This is a genomic window from Aphanizomenon sp. CS-733/32, from assembly GCF_028330045.1.
Lineage (GTDB): Bacteria > Cyanobacteriota > Cyanobacteriia > Cyanobacteriales > Nostocaceae > Dolichospermum > Dolichospermum gracile.
Map to the genome: position 1 here is coordinate 1 of NZ_JAQMSE010000120.1, position 19,255 is coordinate 19,255.

Annotated in this window: 18 protein-coding genes, 1 tRNA gene and 1 pseudogene; 11 read left to right on the plus strand and 9 right to left on the minus strand. The window is 38.2% G+C overall.

Translation table 11 applies throughout. The features are described 5' to 3' along the window. Window positions 1–177: 177 nt before the first annotated feature. From PN471_RS09100 to PN471_RS09110, 3 genes are read right to left on the minus strand one after another with little or no spacing between them, the layout of a single operon-like run. Window positions 178–1,059 carry an ABC transporter permease gene (locus PN471_RS09100; RefSeq protein WP_271776571.1) on the minus strand — a complete coding sequence of 294 codons (882 nt, stop codon included), beginning with the start codon at window positions 1,057–1,059 and terminating at the stop codon, window positions 178–180. 56 nt (window positions 1,060–1,115) lie between these two features. Next, window positions 1,116–2,198 (minus strand): polyamine ABC transporter substrate-binding protein, encoded by a 1,083-nt coding sequence (locus PN471_RS09105; RefSeq protein WP_271776572.1) that lies wholly within the window; start codon window positions 2,196–2,198, stop codon window positions 1,116–1,118. Beyond that, a complete protein-coding gene (locus PN471_RS09110; protein WP_271776573.1) occupies window positions 2,199–3,335 on the minus strand; it encodes an ABC transporter ATP-binding protein in 1,137 nt (378 codons plus the stop codon). A gap of 123 nt (window positions 3,336–3,458) precedes the next feature. Here PN471_RS09110 and mrdA point away from each other — a divergent pair, with 123 nt between their 5' ends. From mrdA to PN471_RS09125, 3 genes and pseudogenes are all read left to right on the plus strand, one after another. Further along, window positions 3,459–5,237, plus strand: coding sequence for a penicillin-binding protein 2 (gene mrdA, locus PN471_RS09115; RefSeq protein ID WP_271776574.1), 1,779 nt, complete (start codon window positions 3,459–3,461; stop codon window positions 5,235–5,237). Between the two features lie 46 nt (window positions 5,238–5,283). After that, entirely contained in the window at window positions 5,284–5,571 is a 288-nt protein-coding gene (locus tag PN471_RS09120) for a hypothetical protein (protein ID WP_271776575.1), read from the plus strand. Window positions 5,572–5,591: 20 nt separating this feature from the next. Beyond that, a pseudogene (locus PN471_RS09125) lies at window positions 5,592–5,747 on the plus strand (3-phosphoshikimate 1-carboxyvinyltransferase); the annotation flags it as partial. Between the two features lie 210 nt (window positions 5,748–5,957). Here the strand turns inward: PN471_RS09125 and PN471_RS09130 are convergent. Beyond that, a complete protein-coding gene (locus PN471_RS09130) occupies window positions 5,958–6,212 on the minus strand; it encodes a DUF6761 family protein (RefSeq protein ID WP_193891083.1) in 255 nt (84 codons plus the stop codon). Window positions 6,213–7,062: 850 nt separating this feature from the next. Between PN471_RS09130 and PN471_RS09135 the strand changes: the two genes are divergently transcribed. Beyond that, a complete protein-coding gene (locus tag PN471_RS09135; RefSeq protein WP_271776576.1) occupies window positions 7,063–7,833 on the plus strand; it encodes a response regulator transcription factor in 771 nt (256 codons plus the stop codon). A 91-nt stretch (window positions 7,834–7,924) separates the two neighbouring features. Here the strand turns inward: PN471_RS09135 and PN471_RS09140 are convergent, their stop codons facing one another. Then, window positions 7,925–8,668, minus strand: a complete 744-nt coding sequence (locus PN471_RS09140; protein ID WP_271776577.1) for an ABC transporter ATP-binding protein — start codon at window positions 8,666–8,668, stop codon at window positions 7,925–7,927. A 271-nt stretch (window positions 8,669–8,939) separates the two neighbouring features. On the opposite strand from PN471_RS09140, the gene PN471_RS09145 reads away from it, so the two are divergent. After that, window positions 8,940–10,487, plus strand: coding sequence for a serine/threonine protein kinase (locus PN471_RS09145; RefSeq protein ID WP_271776578.1), 1,548 nt, complete (start codon window positions 8,940–8,942; stop codon window positions 10,485–10,487). Between the two features lie 11 nt (window positions 10,488–10,498). On the opposite strand, the gene PN471_RS09150 is transcribed toward PN471_RS09145, so the two are convergent. The 4 genes from PN471_RS09150 to yidD form a co-directional block, all read right to left on the minus strand. After that, a tRNA-Ser gene (locus PN471_RS09150) sits at window positions 10,499–10,583 on the minus strand. A 54-nt stretch (window positions 10,584–10,637) separates the two neighbouring features. Then, window positions 10,638–11,357, minus strand: coding sequence for a M15 family metallopeptidase (locus PN471_RS09155; RefSeq protein WP_271776579.1), 720 nt, complete (start codon window positions 11,355–11,357; stop codon window positions 10,638–10,640). A gap of 26 nt (window positions 11,358–11,383) precedes the next feature. Further along, a complete protein-coding gene (locus PN471_RS09160) occupies window positions 11,384–11,548 on the minus strand; it encodes a hypothetical protein (RefSeq protein ID WP_271776580.1) in 165 nt (54 codons plus the stop codon). A gap of 266 nt (window positions 11,549–11,814) precedes the next feature. Then, complete coding sequence (yidD, locus tag PN471_RS09165; protein WP_168643630.1) at window positions 11,815–12,060, minus strand: membrane protein insertion efficiency factor YidD; 246 nt, start codon at window positions 12,058–12,060, stop codon at window positions 11,815–11,817. A gap of 51 nt (window positions 12,061–12,111) precedes the next feature. Between yidD and PN471_RS09170 the strand changes: the two genes are divergently transcribed. The 6 genes from PN471_RS09170 (at window position 12,112) to PN471_RS09195 (ending at window position 19,112) form a co-directional block, all read left to right on the plus strand. Continuing rightward, window positions 12,112–12,819 carry a diacylglycerol/polyprenol kinase family protein gene (locus tag PN471_RS09170; protein ID WP_271776581.1) on the plus strand — a complete coding sequence of 236 codons (708 nt, stop codon included), beginning with the start codon at window positions 12,112–12,114 and terminating at the stop codon, window positions 12,817–12,819. 344 nt (window positions 12,820–13,163) lie between these two features. Beyond that, window positions 13,164–13,535 carry a CTB family bacteriocin gene (locus PN471_RS09175; RefSeq protein WP_193891064.1) on the plus strand — a complete coding sequence of 124 codons (372 nt, stop codon included), beginning with the start codon at window positions 13,164–13,166 and terminating at the stop codon, window positions 13,533–13,535. Between the two features lie 632 nt (window positions 13,536–14,167). Then, window positions 14,168–15,676, plus strand: coding sequence for an HlyD family efflux transporter periplasmic adaptor subunit (locus PN471_RS09180; RefSeq protein ID WP_271776582.1), 1,509 nt, complete (start codon window positions 14,168–14,170; stop codon window positions 15,674–15,676). Between the two features lie 95 nt (window positions 15,677–15,771). Further along, window positions 15,772–17,940 (plus strand): peptidase domain-containing ABC transporter, encoded by a 2,169-nt coding sequence (locus PN471_RS09185; protein WP_193891058.1) that lies wholly within the window; start codon window positions 15,772–15,774, stop codon window positions 17,938–17,940. 172 nt (window positions 17,941–18,112) lie between these two features. After that, window positions 18,113–18,436 (plus strand): hypothetical protein, encoded by a 324-nt coding sequence (locus tag PN471_RS09190; protein ID WP_271776583.1) that lies wholly within the window; start codon window positions 18,113–18,115, stop codon window positions 18,434–18,436. A 454-nt stretch (window positions 18,437–18,890) separates the two neighbouring features. Then, complete coding sequence (locus PN471_RS09195) at window positions 18,891–19,112, plus strand: hypothetical protein (protein WP_271776584.1); 222 nt, start codon at window positions 18,891–18,893, stop codon at window positions 19,110–19,112. Window positions 19,113–19,255: the final 143 nt, after the last annotated feature.

Consider the following 19,255-nt stretch of genomic DNA (forward strand, 5'->3'; position numbering starts at 1 on the left):
ATGGAATAAAATATTAATTCAATTTTCGTAGGTTGGGTTGAACGAAGTGAAACCCAACATTAGCGAGAGGATAGTAGGAGGTGTTGGGTTTCGTCCCGATTGCTCCGCAACGAAGACAGCGAACAACCCAACCTACAATAAATATTGTTTTACATAAAGGGAACGGTAGAACCACAATTATTTAGTTTTATCAAATTTAATCAGGAAAGAAATGGCAATACTCACAATCAAAATCAATGCCATACTCAATGCTGAACCAAAACCCCAATTTTGACTAGTGCCCAGAAACTGATTATAAACTAACCGCGCAGCGGTCATACTTGACGCACCACCCAGTAATTCTGGGTCTATAAAATCTCCTAACCCAGTAATAAAAACTAGCAGCGAACCAGCAGCAATCCCTGGTAAAACTTGAGGTACAGTTACTTTCCAAAAGGTTTGCATGGGATTTGCACCTAAATCAGCAGCAGCTTCTAACAATTGTTTATCTAATTTTTCTAAGGAAGCATATAAAATTAATACCATGTAGGGTAACAGGCTGTAACTCATGCCAATTAATACCGCTGAGTTACTGTTCAAAATATTGATAGCGGGTAAACCAAAACTGGCTAATATACTATTTAATAATCCGGTGGGACGTAAAATTGTAATCCATGCGTAAGAACGCAATAAAGAAGAAGTCCACAAAGGTAAAACAAAGGCTAATAATAATAAATTTTGCCATCGCTTTGGTGCTATCAAAGCAATCCAATAAGCAACGGGAAAGCCTAAAATTAAGGTGATAATAGTAGTTCCAAATGCTAGAAAAAGTGAATTAATGATGACTTTTAAATAAAGCGGTTCAAAAATGCGAATATAGTTACCTAATCCACTAGGATTTACTAAATCACCTGGTCGAATATCTGGGACTAAACTTAATTCAAAAATTATTAATGTTGGTAAAACTAGCAACATTAATAACCAAATGCCAGATGGTGCTAGTAATCCCCAGGTTGGTAGCCAATTTTTCCAATCAGGTTGTAATTTCTCGATTTTTTTTAGGTTGCTAGAAGATTCCATTTGCAAATTAGTGATTATATATTAATTACCTATTACCCATTACCCATTACCATTTTTTAAGTTAGTAATTGAGTCCAATAGCGTTCATAAGTTTCTTCAAATGTTCCTAAAGGTATCAGCCGTTCGCACTTAGCTAAAAGTGATTCAGGGGGAAATAAATTAGTGTTTTTTTGAATTGCTTTTGGTAATTGTTCAAATGCTGCCTGATTAGGAGTAGAAATATATAAACGTTCGGAAATTTTTGCTGCTACTTCTGGTCGCAAAATTAAGTTAATCCAGGCGTAAGCACCAGCTATATTCGGATTAGATTTGGGAATGACGATGGTATCTGTCCATAATGAAGAACCACTGCGAGGAATTACAAATTTGAGTTTGGGATTTTCCTTGCAAATTTTGACGGCATCTGAAGAATAACACATAGCGATCGCTAGATCTCCCGCCAGAATCTTATTTTGCCAAGCGTCTGTATCAAAGGCGGCGATCGCAGGTTTTAATATCTGCAATTTCTGATATGCTTGTCTAACCTCAGTTTCATTGTGGGAATTATAGGAATAACCTAACATCCGCAAGGTTGCACCCATTACCTCTCGCACATCATTGAGCAAGGTAAACCGTTTATTGAGTTGATCTTGATTTTGCCAAAGATACTCCCAATCTTCCGGGACATTTACCAATTGTTCTGAGTTGTATAATAAACCCGTTGTTCCCCAATTAAAAGGAAGACTATAACGATTATTTGGGTCATAAGTAGGATTATTAAACTGGGGAAATAAATTATCTAAGCCAATTAAACGGTTATGATCTATTTCTATTAATAACCCCTTTTCCGCCATTTTTTGTACCATATAGTCAGAAGGATAAATGATGCTATAAGTACCACCACCTCCAGCTTGCAATTTAGCTAACATGACATCGTTGGATTCATATACATCTGCTATTACTTTCATCCCTGTTTGGGTCGTGAAGGTAGTTAGTAATTCTTTATCTGTATATTGAGTCCAGGTATAAATAAATAGTTTGTCACTTTGATTAGAGCTAACATCGTTTGACCCCACATTAGCTAGTCGCCAACCACAACTACCTAAGGATAAGGTAGAAAATGCCGCCATTTTTTTGAGAAAATTACGTCTGTTAGTCATTTAATTTATATCTTGACTAATAGCTAAACAGTCAAATTTTTCCCACCAAGCATAAATGGGTGTATTCCTATCTGGTAAACTACCATAAGTATTGGGTTGTAAAACATTGAGGTTCACACCATTGATTAATTCCACAACATAATTAACATGAGTCCCTAAATACATGACATTAATTAGCCGTCCCTCAAAACAGTTTGTGGGTATATTAGTGGGATAAAGGGAAAGTTGAATTTTTTCAGGACGAACACTAACAACAACACTTTGAGCTATTTCTAGAGGAGTTTGTTCGTGACGACCAACAATCATGGTTAATCCGGTTTTAGTAGAAATTTTCACAGATTCTGCATCCACTTCCACAATTTCACCGCTAAATAGATTAGTATCACCAATGAAGTCAGCCACAAAAGGCGTTTGCGGGCGTTCGTAAATTTGGCTAGGAGTACCAATTTGTTCTATTTTGCCTTGATTCATCACCGCAATGCGATCGGATAAACATAATGCTTCTTCCTGATCATGTGTCACCATCACAAAAGTTAACCCTAAATCCTTGTGAAGATTGGATAACTCAACCTGCATCTCCTGGCGAAGTTTTAAGTCTAATGCTCCCAAAGGTTCATCGAGGAGAATCACTGCGGGACAATTCACCAAAGCCCTTGCTAATGCTACCCGCTGTTGTTGACCACCGGAGAGTTGACTAGGAACACGCGATCGCAAACTTTCCATTTTTACTAGCTTTAAAGCATCTGTGACGCGACTAGCAATTTCCGATTTAGATATTTTTTTTAACCGCAATCCAAAAGCAATATTTTCCCACACATTTAAGTGATTAAATAAAGCATAACTTTGAAATACAGTATTCACCGGTCGCCGATAAGGAGGAACATCAGTCATTAACTGACCTTGAATGAGTAACTTACCAGCATCCACCCTTTCAAATCCAGCAATCAAGCGAAGCGTAGTTGTCTTTCCACAACCAGAAGGACCTAAAATGCTAAAGAACTCTCCCTGTCTAACATCCAAATCCACTCCGTGTACTGCGGGTTCTTGGTTGAAAAACTTGAATACATTACGCAATTCAACATCAAGTGGTTGTAATGGTTTTAAACTTCTTTGATTCTGCATCGCAGTTTGAGCCATAATCTTCAGTAGAATACCCTGATATTTAATCTTGTCAGTTGTCCGTTGTCCGTTGTTACCTGTAACCTGTAACCTGTTCCCTGTAACCTGTCACCTATTTATCCCAAAAAATTATTTTGGTCTATGACTATTTTACCATCATTACTTAGTATAACAAAAAACACACGCACAGTTGGACGTGGTGTCCAATCCACATTTGTAATTTTATTCACATTATTAATGTTATCTGGAATCGGCGCTAGATTAATATATTTACAAATCATCGAAGGAAAAAAACACCGCATCCGAGCAGAATCTAACCGCATTCGGGTTATTCCCAAACAACCAGAAAGAGGTAATATTTTTGATAGGAATGGTAAATTATTAGCCAGCACCCGTTATCCCCGCTCTGTATATTTGTGGCCAATGGCACATACCAAACCATCCTGGTCGGTAGTTGGTCCACGTTTAGCAAAAATTCTCGATACTCCCCAAACAGATATTGAGACAATACTTGAACAATCTGCTGTCAATCCCTCATCACTAATTCGCATTGCTCGAAATTTAAACGAGGCACAGGTAACAGGATTAAAAGAGTATGAAAATGAACTACCGGGAGTAGAAATAAATACGGAAGCTGTGCGTTATTACCCTCATGGTCAAGAGTTGGCTCACATACTCGGATATACCCGTGAAATCACCGCTGAACAGTTAGGGAAAAAGAAAGCAGAGGGCTACCGCTTGGGAGATGTTATGGGTCAAATGGGAGTAGAAAAAGCTTATGAAAAATTGTTAAGAGGTGAATGGGGTGGTCAGCAGGTAGAAGTAGATGGTAGTGGTAGACCATTACGAGTATTAGGAAGCAAGCAGGCAAAAGCTGGTAATGATTTGCACTTAACCATAGATTTAGATATGCAAATAGCCGCAGAAAAAGCTTTAGGTAAACGCAATGGCGCAATAGTCGCAATTAACCCAAAGAATGGGTCTATCTTAGCAATGGTGTCTCATCCTACTTTTGACCCCAATATATTTTCTAAACAAAAACTTTCTCAAAAAGACTGGGAAACCGTTCAAGGTTCTGGTCATCCTTTAGTTAATCGGGCCATAAGTGCCTTTCCTCCCGCCAGTACATTTAAAATTGTCACCACAACCGCTGCACTAGAATCAGGTAAATTTTCTCCTGATACAGTATTACAAACCTATGGTTCTTTAACTATTGGTGGAACTAGATTTGGCGAATGGAATCACGCTGGTTTTGGTCCTTTGGGTTTTGTAGGGGCTATGCAGTGGAGTAGCGATACTTTCTTTTATCAAGTTGCCAAGAAAGTTGGTGGACCAACATTGATTGAATGGACTCGTAAATATGGTTTCGGTCAAAGAACCGGGTTTGAATTTACGACAGAAGAATCTAAAGGTTTAGTTCCTGATGAAAATTGGAAACAGAAAACATGGAAGATACCTTGGAGTGTCGGTGACACTGTGAATATGTCTATTGGCCAAGGTGCTTTACAAGCTACACCTTTACAAACCGCTGTGATGTTTGCTGTACCTGCCAATGGTGGTTATCGAGTCCAACCACATTTATTGAAGGATAATGAAGAAGCTAGAAGCTGGAGAGAATCATTAAATCTCAAACCCATAACCATTAAAATTTTGCGTGATGGCTTGCGAAAGGTAATTACTGAAGGTACAGGTAAGGTATTAAATGTCCCCTCTCTTCCTCCTATAGCTGGCAAAAGTGGTACTGCTGAAGCTTGGAGACGAAAAGTTAAAGAAAATCACGCTTGGTTTGGCGCTTATGCACCAGCGGATAAGCCAGAAATTTTAGTGGTAGCCTTTGCTGAACATTCTGGTGGTGGTGGTGGTAGTGTTGCTGCACCCATGATTTTAGAAATTATGGAAAAACATTTTGCTCGAAAATAGGTAATGTCTAATAGACATCTCCAAAAAAAGAATGTAGAGACGTTCCATGGAAAGCCTCTACAAGGGTTCTAGGATACGCATATTTACGCCGTCATTTCAAGAGACATTTCACCACCTATCACCCCAAGAACAACAAATAGTATTAGAACTAAGTAAATTTGAAAACCCTATTTCCAGAGAAGAATTAAGACAAAGTTTAAATTTATCCTCAGTTGATTTTAATAATGGGTTACAATCCTTACAAAAACGGTATTTAATCACGAAAATCAAAGAAGATAAAATTCTGTTGAAATTATCTCCAGTTTTTCAAGAATATGTGAGAACTTGTTGTTAATACGAAAATGTTAGCATCATAGGGAGAGCGATCGCATAACTGTAATGGCACAACAACTCAATAAAATGGGGGCAAAAATCAGCGAATTACCCGACGGGATGGAAATCGCCGGCGGTACTCCCTTAGCTGGTACGGAAGTAGATAACAAAAAAATTCCCCTTATTTGTATGAAACTAAGGGGTATAAATTGCAGTATTTCCCAAATTTAGTCCCCTATACCCCATTGACCAAGGCAAAAATCGTGCTATGATCATCGGCGGTAATGGGCTAGTACCGCAAGGCAGAAGTCAAAAGTCAAAATGAAGACAGTATAGGCTTTTGGAGGATTTAGAATGGTTGGTTTATTTACGCCGTTTTGTACTAGTTATCAAAATCGGATAGTACCTTTAGTAGTAGCCATGCTGTTTTTCAGGTTCTGGTTGAACTATTGTAAAATTAGATACATCATGCAAGTAACGACTGGCTTCCTCTTCTAAGCGATGAATCCAATATGGTTCGATGATGTTACTATGTCGAAGTGCGGCTAGGTATCCATCCAAATACATCCGCATATCATCCATACGATAACCGCGGTTCCATAATTCGACGAAGGCGTCGGTAAGTCTTTGGTAGTAGCGGATGGTTTGTGTGTCTTGGAGCATAACTGCTGTATTAATCTCTTTGCGATGAGAATTGTAGATGATGATTCACGCTTAATGAAATATCACTTCCCTCTCCTGTATTAACTCACAAGTTAATATTTTCACCTTGGGTGAGACCCCCCAGCAGCTAAAAACTTAATTAGATCCTACGCCAAAAAGTTGGAAATATGCTGATTTTGTAAGGTATTTTTACGATTTTTTGTCAAAAGTTAAATATGATAGCTGGACTTTAGCTATCTATTTGTAACCACAGAGGGTAATGGATTCTTATCCAATTTTTTAGACGTTGTTTACTGGGAATACAAATCTAGCTATGATTGCGTAAATCTGTAAAATCAAGTTTTAGAATTTGTTGGCTGTTTCCGGGATCAATGACCACCTGTCTCTACCTTCGGTTATCATCGGGTGTGATTTTTGTGCTACTCCCTTTGGTGAATGATTGCTTTATTGAGTTTACCATATCTCTCAAGGAGTAGGACAGATTGCTAAAAATAAACTTTAATGATATGGGGTAAGAGTTAGGAGGAATAAAAAGAAGGAAGAGGAGTGAAAGTGATAGGGTTGTATGGCTTTTTGAAGTAAATTTTGTAGCTGATTCTAGTTCATACCGCTATAAGCGATGAGAAAGTAATTTTATTTACCTATTGCCGTTGTCAAATGGATATAATGTAAACGTAATAAAAACTTAATAAAGCTACTAGTTTGGCTATAAATAAAGTAAAAAATAAATTTTCTGCAAGGTTTATGGGGGAAATGTGAAGAATATGTCTATTGAAGTAACAAAAACTACAAAACCTTAATCATGGGATTGTTAATTTGAGATTCATTAACGCTAAGGGGTCTTGCCACTGTGGGTTCGGTTTGTATAGAAATTGTTGAGGGGAATCCCCATCTGAGGTCGTTGTTGGGTTGGCACTTGCAACAACTAGAATACCGAGTTCATCAAGCTGCCAGTATTTATCAAGCCAAAGAAGTGTTTATCAGCCATCAACCCACTCTAGTCATTCTAGATGCGGATTTATCAGATGGTGATGGGGTCGAGTTTTGCCGCTGGTTACATCGTCAACAACAGCCTTTAATTCTCATGCTATCTGCTCGTACGAATGAAGCTGATATTGTGACAGGATTAAAAGCGGGGGCGGATGATTATTTAAGCAAACCTTTTGGAATGCAAGAATTTTTGGCTAGGGTTGAGGCAATTATTCGCCGTAACCGGACACCTACTGCACCAGCCTATTTAGATTATGGCAGTTTGCAAATTGATTTAGTTCAGCGTCGGGTACGTTTTCAAGGGGAGTTTATTGATTTAACGCCCCAGGAGTTCAGTTTATTGTATGTTTTAGCACAAGCTGGAGGAGTGCCTTTAAGTAGATCGGAATTATTGCGTCGTGCTTGGCCTGATGCTATTGATAATCCCCGCACTATTGATACTCATGTTTTATCGTTGCGGAAGAAGGTGGAACTTGATCCACGTCAACCCAGTTTAATTCAAACTATCCGCAATGTGGGATACAGATTTAACATGGAAATTTTGAATGTTAATGTTCCGCAAACACAAACAAAATTACCAAGAGAAAGATTTACTAATCAACTTCCTGTGTTGACTACTCAAAGTTTATGAAACAGGGAAAGGGGAACAGGGAACAGGGAACGGACAGAGGCAAGAGGCAAGAGGCAAGAGGCAAGAGGAACTGGGGTTAATTAGCAGTTGATTAAGTCCATTCTGCTAGTGCTTGAGTTTCGGCTTGGATTAAGCTGGTTGCTAAGTTATTCCAATCTATGTCAGCGGCGGGTTGATTGACTATTAATTGACCTTGTTGAAGATGTAAGAGATGGGTACAAAATGCTTGAGCTAAATCTATTTGGCGATTTACCATCAAAATTGCCGAGGAAGGTGGTTGATTTAGGTGTGTGAGTATGTCCATTAAGTGAGTGGATGTGGGAGTGTCTAAGGCTGATGTAGGCTCATCTAGGAGTAAAATCCGGGGTTCGGTAACTAGGGCGCGAGCGATCGCAATTAACTGTCTTTGTCCAGCAGCAAGTTGCACCTCGGTTCGTCCTAACCATTGTTCAGGAATTCGCAGTTGTTCTTGCCAATAACTGACTTTTTCCTGAATCTTTTGCTTTGGTAGACCGCGCAGAACTAAAGGATAAGCCAAGGCTTCCCCAACTGTCATCCCCAATAACTGAGCTTCTTGTTGGACAAGCATTACCTGTTGACGGAGTTGGATAACGGGAATTTGCCGATATTCCTGATTTTGAAGATAAATTTTGCCGCTAGTGGGTTCATTTAGGCGATTAATGAGGCGTAATAAAGAAGTTTTCCCAGCACCGGATGTACCGACAATGGCTAGGCGATCGCCTGGTGATACCCTCAAGGAAATATCCTGTAAAATTGGGTATTGGTGCTGATGCTGTAAACGCCGATAAAAATTAACAGATTCTAGCCTCAGCATAGGGAATAAGTAGGTTGGTGTTAAAAATAGTCGTTGGGACAAGGCAGGGAGCAGGGGGGCAGGGAAAAATTAATAATTATCCTGATATTATGGTGACTTGCGATTCAAAAGATACAAATTTTGAATACTTTAAACCCTATCCTCTTATTTTTGAAAATAAGTAGTTACTGATATCTCACAATATTTGAGCAGAATCAAAAACCCTTGTCATAATAGATGGGAATGATATAACCCAATTAATTATCTGCTTATTTAAGACTGAAAAAACCCTATGTTAGCAGGAACAATTTTACAGAATGGAAAATATACCATCCTCCAGGAAATAGGGCGGGGCGGATTTGGTGTTACCTTCAAAGCTATGCACCACTATTTAAATCAAGAAGTGGTGATGAAAACTATCAACGAAAGGTTGCGGCAACATCCCGATTTTCCCAAATTTCAGCGCCAGTTTCAAGATGAAGCCAGGAGATTAGCCGCTTGTGTTCATCCTCATATTGTCCGAGTCAGCGACTTTTTTGAAGAAGACAGTTTACCTTACATGGTAATGGAATACATTCGCGGAGACACTTTAGGTGCAGCATTTGTTTTATCAGGAATACCCTTACCAGAAGCCACAGCTATTCATTATATCCGCCAAATAGGCGCAGCCTTGCAGGTGGTGCATAACAACGGGTTACTGCACAGAGACATTAAACCAGATAATATTATCTTGCGTCAAGGAACTCAGGAAGTAGTGCTAATTGATTTTGGCATTGCCAGAGAATTTAATAATGGGGCAAAACAGACACATACGGGTTTGGTCAGCGAGGGATATGCACCCATTGAACAGTATTTAACTCAAGCACCACGCACAGCAGCCACAGATGTTTATGGGTTAGCAGCAACCCTGTATGCACTCTTGACAGCACAAGTTCCCATACCTGCATTATTGCGTGACCGAGAACAAATGCCTTCTCCCCGTGAATTACAACCTCATCTGAGTGCGGCTGTTAATCAAGCAGTTAGCCGAGGAATGGCGGTAGAACCACAATTTCGCCCCACCACAGTAGCAGAATGGCTGCAACTTTTACCAGAAAATAGGCTGGCTGTCACATCACCAAGTTTACCGACTCAAGCAATCCCCACTATTAATTTATCGGATTTAAAATCAGAATCTTCACCTAAAAAACCTACTTTTCCTCCTCTGTCCACACCATCAAAAATCGCCAACATTGGCAAAAAAACAGGTATACCCAAGGGAGTTATTAGCATTAGTATTGCTTTGGTTGCAGCTACCGCAGGTTTTAGCACGATGCGGATATTATCAAAACCCAATTTACAATCAGCACCGAAACCATCTTTGGAACAAACCACTTCCGACTCTATTCCCCCTAAACCTGTTGTGGAAATATCACCATCATCTACAACTCAAAAAATTCAAAATTCCTCATTCAATCAATCTGTACCCTTACCTCGTGTGCGGAGAAAACGTCAAAATATTCGCGTTTCTCCAGAACCAATTCCTGCTAGCGATTCTCAAGAAAAAATGTCTGAGAATCAGAACTCTCAACCCACACCAAATCCCGACAATACTACCAAGAAATCAACGCCGGTTGTGACTTCCTCACCATCCTTAATGGATACCCTGCGCGATTCTAAAGAATCCCAAAAAGCTTCTCCACCTCCAGAAAATACCGCACCAGAACCTCGTCCCGTAGTGACTCCACCCCAGGAATCTCAACCAGAAAACCCTTCTGGTGTGGTAGTTCCCACTGTGGAAACCAACCAAAACCCAGCAGCGGAAATTCAGCAACAAAAGGAAGAAAAACCGCAGTCATAACATAAATTCAACGGAGAGGGGGGGATTTGAACCCCCGTTGAGTTTCCCCAAAACGCATTTCGAGTGCGTCACCATCAACCACTCGGACACCTCTCCAAAATCAACTATGAAGTTTTGCTTCACTAGTAGCGCCTACCACTATAACACAATCTATGGAAAATTTCCGGATGTGTCTGAATTTAATCTTCCATAACGTGCTGTCATCAGAGTTTCGGGATGAGATTGATTATATAACCAAGCCCACATTTGATCACCAAAGGAAAAATGCCACCATTCTCTAGGATTGCGTTGAAATCCAGCTTTTAACATGATATCCCGTAAGAGTTGACGGTTAGCATCATATTCTTGATGACTATGAGTATAATATTCTGGATGGGAGCGATCGGACATTTCATCAATAGGTGAACCCATATCCACAACTTCCCCAAGATCATTGACCAGGGTAATATCCACCGCAGCCCCCGTACTGTGGGGAGGAGGGGTTTTCATATCCAAACTGGGTACAGCCCAAATTTCATAAACCGCCTTCCATACATCTTCCCGTTGCTGGGGTGATAATTCCTTTTCTGTCAAACCCCGTTCTCGTAACGCTTCCCCAAAGCTGTAATCTACCATAAACTGCTGCACAGCCACAGGACGATAAGCATCAAATATTTGAATATACCAATTAGGACGTAATAATTGTAAATTATTTTGCGCCTGAATCAAATTTTCAACAACACTTTGGCGCAAATAATAAGGTGAATGCCCGCCATAATTAGCACCTAACTTTTGATAAGGGTGAGGAGATTCCACCGCAAACAATTCTAAAGGAATCTTAACTAAAGGTTCACGACATTCAATAATGGGGATTTGGTAATAAGGTCGCATTTTAATTGCTAATTTTTAACTCTTTTTTAACGCTGGTGCAATTCTATGTATTTATCTGAAATCTTGATATCGTATTTATCAAAAAAGGCTTGACCCAGTAAACCAATTTGAGCTTTAGGAGCAACAGATGGCATCGTGACCAAAATTAAGCCCAGTATAACGCCAATCCATGTACTGTTAAAAGGCTGCATTTTTTTATTTATTTTAAATGACCATAAAGTATTATACAAATAAGTAGGTGGACATTAAAAATTATTGTTATGACAAGGGAACAGAGAACTTAAGAAGAGGTTTTGGGCAACTTTACTTTTCATTACATATTTCGAGTTGAGAGACGAAACCCAACATCTATAAGCATTTGTTGGGTTTCACTATCGTTCAACCCAACCTACATTTCCTTAACTTGTATATCTTCAACAAAACATCCGTGTAATCCAGTAATCCCTTAAATTCGTGTTCACTCTTCATGTTCACAACAAGACTTTTTATCCATCTCTGGAACAGGATCATAACCTCCTGGATGAAAAGGATGACAGCGTAAAATCCGCATAATAGCCATCCAACTACCCCGAAATACCCCAAACCGTTCAATAGCTTGAATCGCATACATGGAACAAGTCGGTTGAAAGCGACAAGTCGGGGGAAACAGGGGAGAAATAAATAAACGATAGCCCTTAATTAGCCAAATCAATAATATTTTCATATCTAAATCTCATAAAGTAGAATTAAAGTTAAAAATGGGTCTATTCTATCATTGTTTAATACATTCATCAGCTTGGAAACCCTTCCCCCATTGTCGCTGCCAACTGCCACCGCTGCGGCTTGGGTAGGATTAATTATCTGCATTGCTTGGGTAGTTAGTCATTTTACTGATAGCGAACCAGAAATCATCCGTAAAATCGTGCATATTGGCACAGGTAATGTGATTTTAATTGCTTGGTGGTTAGATATTTCTGCTTATGTGGGAATTATAGCGGCAGTTTTTGCGAGTATCATCACCTTATTATCTTATAAATTCCCCATTATTCCTAGTATTAATAACATTGAGCGTCATAGTTTGGGAACATTTTTCTATGCTGTGAGTATAGGTGTTTTAGTGGGTGTTTTCTGGCATTTACACCAACCCCAATATGCTGTTTTAGGAATTATGACTATGGCTTGGGGAGATGGATTAGCTGCTTTAATTGGGAAACGGTTTGGTAAACATAAATATATAGTTTTCGGTTCTCAAAAAAGCTGGGAAGGTTCTTTAACAGTGACTTTAATCAGTTATTTTATTTGTGCAACCCTTTTACTGGTTACCCAAGGTAACATTTGGCAAACCTGGATAGTTTCCTTAATTGTTGCCGTAATTGCAACTATTTTAGAGGCATTTTCTTTTTTGGGAATAGATAATTTAACAGTTCCTATCGGTAGTGCTACCTGTGCCTATTTATTGAATCAGTTACTCTCGGGTTACTAATTAATTCCTGATCTAGACAAATGATGTTTATGAAATTAGAGATATCTAAAAATATAGATATTTAATTTTCTGTTGGTTGTAGCCCTTGACAAAGCTATATATTCAGAGTTTCCTGGAAAAACAAAAAATAAATATTATGCAGAATTTTCCAGGTTTATTGAACTAGAATTTATCTTTATTAATAATACTATTTTAATAATTGCCACCTATTTTGTCTCTACTTTTAGAGGTAAATTTGCAAACTTTACTTTCTACCCGTAGGTTTATGAATTATTAGGCAGCAATGCTTATAGTTGAGTTGTTAGGTGATGAAACACCTAATTTCGTAAGTGAGGCTAATAATTGTGTTAAATCAAATGGACGCATCCGATTTGATTGTTGCTTTATCTGATCAGCAGCAAGAAATAGTAACTGGTGGGGCTGACTTTGAACTAGCCGCTAGTAACTATGCTAACAAGGGATCGCTCTTAATGGGATCAAGCGTCTCCGGTCCTCAAGGTAGCAGTGCTACTTCCGCAGGTAAGTCTAATACCATTCTGACTGCGGGACAAGATTTCTTAGGTTTAGGAGCAGAGCTTCCTGTGGGTGTTGGAGCTTTAGGTCCAGCAACACTACCAGGCGACGGCGGTGGTGCTGCACCTACACCTCAAGTTGCCACCCCATTGCCTCTACCTCCAATTGCAAATGCAACTGGAAGTCTAGGGATTCTTGCGTAAGTAGGGATAGTAAGCCGATAACAATACCTTAGCCATTTCTATGTAGGTTGGGTTGAGCCGAGCAAAACCCAACGCACTTGTTGGGTTTCAATGTTCCATGACCCAACCTACAAATCGAGGTTTTTCCATTTGGCAAAGATATTGCTATAAATTTCCTAATTTTAAAGCAGGACTGAACTAGTACCGCAGAGTGGAATTGAAAATAAATAACTGGACATCAAAAAAGCAAATTACACCAGCTTTTTAGAGATTTTTAATAGTTAGTTATTTTCGCCGCTCTGCAATGCTAGTAAACAACTTTTTTAGACAAGAAAGGGGGTTACAGGAGATGAGAATAACTTGCTCAACGTAAGTGAGGACTTTGAGAAAGTTTGATTCTTTTCCCCCCATTTTCTCCACGCTTAATCCGCGCCGAAGATTTGAGAAAGGCAATTTCCATAACTAGGGCATAACTATCTCTACCCCCTTCACTAAATTATAACCGATTATCAAATTAATTTTCACAATGTGAATAGAGAAATTTAATTGTTTTTATTTCCGTCAATTTCTTACCTAAGATAGTTACTTTTGGGCTGGATGATAATTGCTATCGTAGGTGAGACTATTTTAGTCCTAATAAAAGGTGTAATACCGTGAACTCCTTACAGGGTCAAGATAATAATTCTTGGTATAACTTCAATAATCCAACTACAGAAGATTTGCATATACTAGAAGCTAATGAGTTTCTCCCCCATATCGGTAAATGGATTTATATCGGTGGAGGGGTAATGATTAGTATGTTTGTAGTGGCTGTGAGTCTTACTTCTGTCCTCTATTACAACATCACAGTTAAAGTCCCTGCAACTATCCGACCCTTGGGAGAATTACGATTAGTTGAATCGGCAATAACGGGAACTGTTAAAAGAATTGTTGTTAAAGAAGATCAGCTAGTAAAAAAAGGAGAAATCATTGCTTATATTGATGACTCCCAATTGCAATCTCAAAAGAGACAACTGCAAAATACTATCGAGCAGAATCAATTACAACTTATTCAAATTGATGCTCAAATTAATCAAATCAATACTCAGATAATTTCTCAAGTCAACTTAAATAACCGCACCATTATTGCTGCACAGGCTGAATTAACTGGAACTGAACGCAACTATAAAGATCAACAAATTAAAGCTAGTACAGAAATGATACAAGCTCAAATAGCGATAACTTTAGCAAAAGAGCAACTGGCGAGATTACAAAAAGAAAAGGTATTAATAGCCACTGTACAAGAAGCAGAAGCAGGTTTAAAGCTGGCTATATTACAGCGCGATCGCTTGCAAAATATAGTTACATCAGGAGCAATATCTCGCAATTTAATTGAGGAAAAAGAACAGGCTGTTAAATCTGCTCAAGCCAAATTAGAACAAGCCAAATCTACTACTAAGAATCTCCAAGAAGAAAAAGAACAAGCCGTTAAATTAGCCCAACTCAACTTACAAAAAGCCAAAATTGCCCTTAATCCCAGTAATGCAAATGTAACAGTAGCTTGGGAAAGAATTAACCAGGAAAAGTCTAAAGGTGAAGGTAATTTAGCTGCTTTAAAAAAAGAAAGAGAGCTATTACTTCAACAACGGTTAGAATTACAAAAACAACAAATTCGCACTCGTCAAGAATTACAACAACTAGAAAATGAGTTGAATAAAAGTGTGATTCGCTCCCCAACAAATGGCACACTCATGCAACTCAAACTCCGCAACCCCGGACAGGTTGTACAACTCAGTGAGTCTCTTGCTCAAATTGCTCCTGTGGATGCTCCTTTAATCATTAAAGCTCACGTTTCGGCTAAAGATATTGACAAAGTAAAAACAGGTCAAGCAGTTCAAATGCAAGTTTCAGCTTGTCCCTATCCAGACTATGGAACTCTCAAAGGAATTGTGAAAACAGTTGCTCCTGATATTCTGGCTACTACACAAAATAACTCTATGATTAGCACACCCCAGGTAGCTAATTATGAAATCAATATTGAACCCCAAAGTCTATTTTTAGGAAAAGGTAATCATTTATGTTATCTCAAATCTGGCATGGAAGGACGTGCTGATATTATTTCTCGTCAAGAAACTGTACTACAATTCATCCTCAGAAAAAGCAAATTAATCACCAACTCATAAATTAAATTGGAGATAGAATTAAGCGATAACTCAACCAAATACAACGTTAATAAAGCTAGATTTTCTTGCAGCAACCTCAATTTTTCTGAATAATTATGTTTAATATCTTCAAACCTCATCAAAGTTATCAGTGTGTTTTACAATTAAGTGAAGAAGACTGTGGAGCAGCTTGCTTAGTTTCTATTACTAAACACTATGGACGCTTTTTAAGTATGATTAAAAGTCGAGAAGCTGTTGGTACTGGACAATTAGGAACAACATTATTAGGGTTAAAAAGAGGTTCAGAAAATCTCGGTTTTAATGCTAGAGCCGTCAAAGCTTCTCCAGAAATTGTAGACAGAATTACAGAAATTACATTACCTGCAATTATCCATTGGCAAGGCTATCATTGGGTTGTTTTATATGGTAAAAAAGGAAAAAAATACGTTATTGCTGATCCGGCTGTTGGACTTCGTTATCTGACAAAAGAAGAATTAACCAATGCTTGGAATGGAGTCATGCTCTTATTAGAGCCAGATCCAGACCGCTTTTTTGAACAACCCCAAGAACAATCAAAAGGTGGGATCACGCGCTTTTTTCGCCGCCTTTTACCCTATCGTGGGTTGCTAACTCAGGTTTTAATGATCAATATTGTCCTGGGTTTACTAGCACTAGGAACTCCTGTTTTAATTCAATTATTAACAGATGATGTTCTCGTACGTGGAGATGTACAATTACTCACTGTTGTAGTTTCCGCTGTTGTTGTTATGAGTTTATTTGGTGGAGGATTGCAAGTATTTCAAGCCTTAATGATTTCTCATTTTGGACAAAAATTACAACTAGGTTTAGTTCTAGAATTTGGGCGTAAACTTCTCCAATTACCCTTAAATTATTATGAATCCCGTCGCAGTGGGGAAATTACTAGCCGACTGCGAGATATTGGAGAAATTAACCAACTAGTATCACAGATTGTGATTGTTTTACCTAGTCAATTTTTTATTGCTGTAATATCTTTTTCTTTAATGTTATTTTATAGTTGGCAATTGACAATAGCCGTTTTATTAGTTGCTGCTGTAATGACTGTATCTACTTTACCTTTTTTACCTATTCTGCAACAAAAAACCCGCAGTCTTTTAGTCTTAGGAGCAGAAAATCAAGGTGTTTTAGTAGAAACATTTAAAGGGGCGCAGGTAATGAAAACTACAAATGCTGCTCCTCAATTTTGGGATGAATTTCAAAGTCGGTTTGGTCGTTTAGCCAATCTTGCTTTTAGCACAGTGCAAATAGCAATTATCAATGGAACTGTTGCTAAAATCATATCTACAATTGGTGGTGTTATCTTGTTAGGAATGGGGAGTATGTTAGTAATTAAAGGCAATTTAAGTATTGGACAAATGTTAGCTTTTAATGCCTTACAAGTTAATGTTTTAGCCTTAATTAACTCATTAGTTGGCTTTGTTGATGAATATTTTCGTTCCCAAACAGCAGTTTCTCGATTATTGGAAGTTATTGATGCCACACCAGAAGTAGTAGGAGGAAGTCAAAAACCAACTGCACAAATTTCTAGTTTGGCAGATATTAATTGTTCCCATCTTCAATTTCATCATGCAGGTAGAGTTGACTTATTAGATGATTTTTCTCTTCAGCTTCCTGGCGGAAAAGTCATTGCCTTAATTGGTAAATCAGGCTGTGGTAAAAGCACTTTAGCTAAATTATTGGCTGGGTTATATGTCCCAGATTCTGGTAATATCCGCATCGGCTTTTTTAATATCCAAGATATTGCTTTAGATTGTTACCGACAACAAGTAGTTTATGTTCCCCAAGAACCTCATTTTTGGAGTCGTTCTATTTTAGAAAATTTCCGTTTAGGTACACCTAATATTGCTTTTGAAGATATAGTTCAAGCTTGTGATATTGCTGATGCGGATGGTTTTATTAGTCAATTACCTAGTAAATATCAAACCGTATTAGGGGAGTTTGGAGCAAATCTTTCTGGGGGACAAAGACAAAGATTAGCGATCGCTCGCGGTATTCTCACAAATCCACCTATACTGATTTTAGATGAAGCTACCGCCGGATTAGACCCTATGAGTGAAGCTCATGTTCTAGATCGGCTTTTAGAATATCGCAGAGGTAAAACCACAATTTTAATTACCCATCGTCCCAGCGTTATCCACCGGGCTGATTGGATTGTTCTCATAGAAAAAGGTCAAGTACAAATTCAAGGAACTCCTGATACTTTCTTATCAAAACCCGGAGAGCATTTACAGTTTTTAACTATATAAATAAATGTTTTTTAAAGTTTTTATCTCTCTATCACTCAACTTAAACTAGTACAACACGGCGTAAATAAACCAACCATTCTAAATCGTTAAGAAGCCTATACTGTCTTCGTTTTGACTTTTGACTTTTGACTTCCGCCCTGCGGTACTAGTTGCTTATCTAAGGAGTAATAATATGCTGAAGAATACTCAATTAAATCACCATCAATTATTTAGATATCTTGATGATACAGAACAAGAATCTCTTGTCGGTGGGCAAATTTTACCCATGTTAGGTTTATTCGCTGATGGTAAATTATTCTTCCAAAAAACCGATCTGGAAACTGAGGGCAAAAATGATTTAACTCTCGCTTCAGGTGATTCTACTTCACAAACTACTAAATATAAATTATCCCAAATAACCATAGCACTTTCTTTGACGTTTGGATTGCTAACAGTTAGTTCTAGCAGTGATAAATTGAGTAATTTATTACCAGATTTTCTCCATAACTTCCTTTGATGAAATAGATTAAATAAGTAGGTGAACACAATAAAACCAATCTATGTAAAGAAAAGTAAAATCCCCCAAATCTTCTTCACTCTTGCCTTTTGCCTTGCCATAACGACGATTTTCAATGCTAACCTACTTATAATTTTGTTTGCAAATCAAAATCAATTATTGTCAGGTGCGTTACCCTGTCGTCAAAACACCCTGTGTATTTTTTTGATAATTAAACTAGATGGCTATATTTTGTCTAAATAGAACTATAACTCAAGAGTAACTTAAGTTATATAAACCTATAACTAAGGGGGCATTTTTTTCTAATTATTAATAGTCATAAAAGAGATACAGGCAACATTTACCTATTCATAAATTGAGGCTAGTAATCATGTCAAATAAAAACATGAAATCAGACTTTATCGTCAAGTTGTCAGCAAATTAAAACCGGAAATAATTCGACTAAGTGAGGCGTATGATGTTAAATAAAACTAATAAATCTACATTGCTTGTAGAATTATCAGCAGAAGAACAACAACTCTTAGCTGGGGGATGTTACCAGTCACCCCCTCCCTGTTGTTGTCAACCTAAAAAATGTCGTAAAGACTATCCAGAATATGATCAACCTACACCCTATTCCAGAGAAGATAGCTATCGTGAGCGTAATAATCAGCGTGGTAATTCATACCCTTCCTAAGAGAAGAGGGTGTTTGAAAAGTCTAATTTATTACTTGCAAGGGCGACTAGAAGTCGCAGCTACACAGACGAAACCCACCTTCGTGGGTTCAAAAGCCTTGATTTTTCGTTAGTCCACGCAGGTGGACTTTGTTTGTGTAGTAG

Excerpts from the sequence above, each read along its gene's own strand:
- PN471_RS09100 (WP_271776571.1), bottom strand. The coding sequence starts at position 1,059 with ATGGAATCTTCTAGCAACCTAAAAAAAATCGAGAAATTACAACCTGAT.
- PN471_RS09105 (WP_271776572.1), bottom strand. The coding sequence starts at position 2,198 with ATGACTAACAGACGTAATTTTCTCAAAAAAATGGCGGCATTTTCTACC.
- PN471_RS09110 (WP_271776573.1), bottom strand. The coding sequence starts at position 3,335 with ATGGCTCAAACTGCGATGCAGAATCAAAGAAGTTTAAAACCATTACAA.
- mrdA (WP_271776574.1), top strand. The coding sequence starts at position 3,459 with ATGACTATTTTACCATCATTACTTAGTATAACAAAAAACACACGCACA.
- PN471_RS09120 (WP_271776575.1), top strand. The coding sequence starts at position 5,284 with ATGGAAAGCCTCTACAAGGGTTCTAGGATACGCATATTTACGCCGTCA.
- PN471_RS09130 (WP_193891083.1), bottom strand. The coding sequence starts at position 6,212 with ATGCTCCAAGACACACAAACCATCCGCTACTACCAAAGACTTACCGAC.
- PN471_RS09140 (WP_271776577.1), bottom strand. The coding sequence starts at position 8,668 with ATGCTGAGGCTAGAATCTGTTAATTTTTATCGGCGTTTACAGCATCAG.
- PN471_RS09145 (WP_271776578.1), top strand. The coding sequence starts at position 8,940 with ATGTTAGCAGGAACAATTTTACAGAATGGAAAATATACCATCCTCCAG.
- PN471_RS09155 (WP_271776579.1), bottom strand. The coding sequence starts at position 11,357 with ATGCGACCTTATTACCAAATCCCCATTATTGAATGTCGTGAACCTTTA.
- PN471_RS09160 (WP_271776580.1), bottom strand. The coding sequence starts at position 11,548 with ATGCAGCCTTTTAACAGTACATGGATTGGCGTTATACTGGGCTTAATT.
- yidD (WP_168643630.1), bottom strand. The coding sequence starts at position 12,060 with ATGAAAATATTATTGATTTGGCTAATTAAGGGCTATCGTTTATTTATT.
- PN471_RS09185 (WP_193891058.1), top strand. The coding sequence starts at position 15,772 with ATGTTTAATATCTTCAAACCTCATCAAAGTTATCAGTGTGTTTTACAA.
- PN471_RS09190 (WP_271776583.1), top strand. The coding sequence starts at position 18,113 with ATGCTGAAGAATACTCAATTAAATCACCATCAATTATTTAGATATCTT.
- PN471_RS09195 (WP_271776584.1), top strand. The coding sequence starts at position 18,891 with ATGATGTTAAATAAAACTAATAAATCTACATTGCTTGTAGAATTATCA.